The following is a 2,540-nucleotide window of genomic DNA, read 5'->3' as shown; positions in this document are numbered from 1 at the left end:
TAGAAACCGAGTACTATCTCACCCAGCCCATCAACACAGGGCCGTAAAAGAAGCGGAACTCAACCCAGGACGCTTCACCGGCGGTGATTGGCACATCAATACCGGAAATGGTTACCAGGGCGGCCTGCAGTTCAACCCGCAGACCTGGGCCGCCAATGGCGGCACCCAGTACGCCCCAACCGCTGACCAGGCAACCCGCGAGCAGCAGATTGCCGTGGCCGAAAGCGTCCTAGCCACCCAGGGTGCTAGCGCTTGGCCTAACTGCGGCGGCCCCGTCGCCGGCTAGTTTTAGCCTCGGCATTTAACACGAAACCGGCCTCCTCCCCTTCCCGCTAAACCCCGCGGAGTAAGGGAGGAGGCCGGTTTTGTGCTTGACCTAGCTGGCTAGCATGCAGCCAAGGCGGCTTTAGGCCTCATGCTTGGCGATATTCCAGGCATACATCATCAACAACACCTGCAGCGGCTGGCGGATGATGTGGTAGAGCTTCTTTGGCCACCCTGCCTTGCGCTCGATCCAGGCGTGGTACATATTGGCTGGCCACACCGCTGCAAAGAGCGCGAGTGCGGAGGCACCTCCGAAGCCGCGGGTGGCGCGGCGGCGAAGCAAGGCACCGGTGGCAATCTCCCACAGGCCCGAAGCAAAGTTATAGAACCGCGCAGGACCTGGCAGTTGCGGCGGGACAACGGATTCGTAAATCTTCGGCTTCACAAAGTGCAGTACGCCCGTTGCTAAAAGCACCGTGGAAAGCCCATTCTTTTGAAAGTTCATACCTTCCACGGTACCACGCCGCAGGCCCGTGCGAGGACAATTAGCCGCGCACGAGCTCGAGGATCTTGTCCACGATGTCCTCGGCCGGAACCTCGAGGGTCTCTCCCCCGCGGATGCGCAGTTCAATCTTGCCGTCCTTGAAGGCACGGCCCAAGATAGCCACGAAGGGCATGCCAAGGAGCTCTGCATCCTTGAACTTCACGCCCGGGGAGACCTTTGGGCGGTCATCGAAGAGCACCTCGAGCCCCTTGGCAGATAGCTCTTCTACCAGCTTGTCGCCGGCCTCCATGGCTGCTGCATCCTTGTTGGCAACGGCTACGTGTACCTGGTAAGGAGCGACGGCAACCGGCCAGTTGAGGCCCTTGTCGTCGTGGCGCTGCTCGGCCAAGACGGCCAGCATGCGGGTAATACCAATGCCATAGGACCCCATGGTAGGAACCGCACGCTTGCCGTTTTCGTCCAAAATCTGGACATCGAAGGCCTCGGTGTACTTGCGGCCCAGCTGGAAGATATGACCGAGCTCAATGCCGCGCTCCAAGGTCAAGGTGCCTTGGTTATTAGGAGCCAGGTCGCCTTCTTTAACCTCTGCAGCCTCAATGAACTCATCCACGGTGAAATCGCGGCCGGCTACGCAGCCAACCACGTGGCGCTCGCTCGCATCGGCGCCGGTAATCCACGCCGTACCCTTGACCACGCGCGGATCGGCCAAGACCTTGATGCCATTGGCGTTCAAAGCGCGCGGGCCCACATAGCCCTTGACCAAGAAGTCATTGTCTGCAAAGTCCTTGTCCCCGGCCAACTCAAACTCCACCGGCTCGAGTGCAGCCTCAAGGCGCTTCTCATCCAGCTCGCGGTCGCCAGGGATGAGAACGGCTGCCAGCTCGGACTCGCGCTCTTCGCTCTCCACGGCCGGGTGGTAGAGCTTGACCATCATGCACTTGAGGGTATCTGCAGCGGTGGCCTCGCGGCCGTCGACAGTAATGCCTGCGCCTTGGGCCCATTCGACCAGCTTCTCAATGGTCTCTGCTCCCGGGGTGTCATGCTCCTGTGCCTCTGGCTGGCCCTCAATATCCTTCTCCGCCGGTGCTGGGGTTACCACGGCCTCGACGTTGGCTGCGTAGTCGCCCTCGGTGGAGCGCACAAAGGTATCCTCGCCCACCTCAGAGACGGCGAGGAATTCCTCGGAGGCAGAGCCTCCCATGGCACCAGAGGTGGCCTTACAAATGGCGTAATCAATCTCTAGACGGTTGAAAATATTTTGATACGCCTTCCGGTGGCGGCCGTAGGACTCGTCCAGGCCCTCATCGGTCATGTCGAAGGAGTAGGAATCCTTCATCGTGAATTCGCGGCCACGCAGCACACCAGCGCGGGGGCGCTCCTCATCGCGGTACTTGGTCTGAATCTGATACAGCGTGACCGGAAAATCCTTATAAGAGGAATACATATCCTTGACCGCGCTGGCAAACATCTCCTCGTGGGTAGGTCCAAGCAGCATATCTGCGTTCTTGCGGTCCTTCAGGCGGAAGAGGTTATCGCCGTATTCCACCCAGCGGTTGGTCTTTTCATAAGGCTCGCGCGGCAGCAGGGCAGGAAATAGCATTTCCTGGCCGCCAATGGCGTCCATTTCCTGACGGACTACATCTTCAATCTTGCGCAGGGTGCGCAGCCCTAACGGCAGCCAGGTATAAACGCCCTGAAGTGTCCCGGGTTTTGTTCCTAGGCATTTGCCTTGATTTCCATTATTTCTTGGGCCGGGTTGGTTTCCCAAAAC

Annotated in this window: 3 protein-coding genes; 1 reads left to right on the top strand and 2 read right to left on the bottom strand. The window is 59.5% G+C overall.

Annotation, left to right across the window (positions count from 1 at the left end):
- On the top strand, window positions 1–286 hold a 286-nt coding region (locus QP990_RS12020; protein WP_284799401.1), incomplete at its 5' end, for a transglycosylase family protein.
- A gap of 120 nt (window positions 287–406) precedes the next feature.
- Here QP990_RS12020 and QP990_RS12015 read toward each other — a convergent pair.
- Together QP990_RS12015 and QP990_RS12010 are read right to left on the bottom strand one after the other, a co-directional pair.
- A complete protein-coding gene (locus tag QP990_RS12015; protein WP_023025233.1) occupies window positions 407–769 on the bottom strand; it encodes a hypothetical protein in 363 nt (120 codons plus the stop codon).
- A gap of 40 nt (window positions 770–809) precedes the next feature.
- Window positions 810–2,537 carry a proline--tRNA ligase gene (locus QP990_RS12010; RefSeq protein WP_284799402.1) on the bottom strand — a complete coding sequence of 576 codons (1,728 nt, stop codon included), beginning with the start codon at window positions 2,535–2,537 and terminating at the stop codon, window positions 810–812.
- Window positions 2,538–2,540: the final 3 nt, after the last annotated feature.

The organism is Corynebacterium sp. MSK071 (genome assembly GCF_030232125.1).
GTDB lineage: Bacteria > Actinomycetota > Actinomycetes > Mycobacteriales > Mycobacteriaceae > Corynebacterium > Corynebacterium kefirresidentii.
This window is presented reverse-complemented; position numbering and strand designations above follow the sequence as displayed.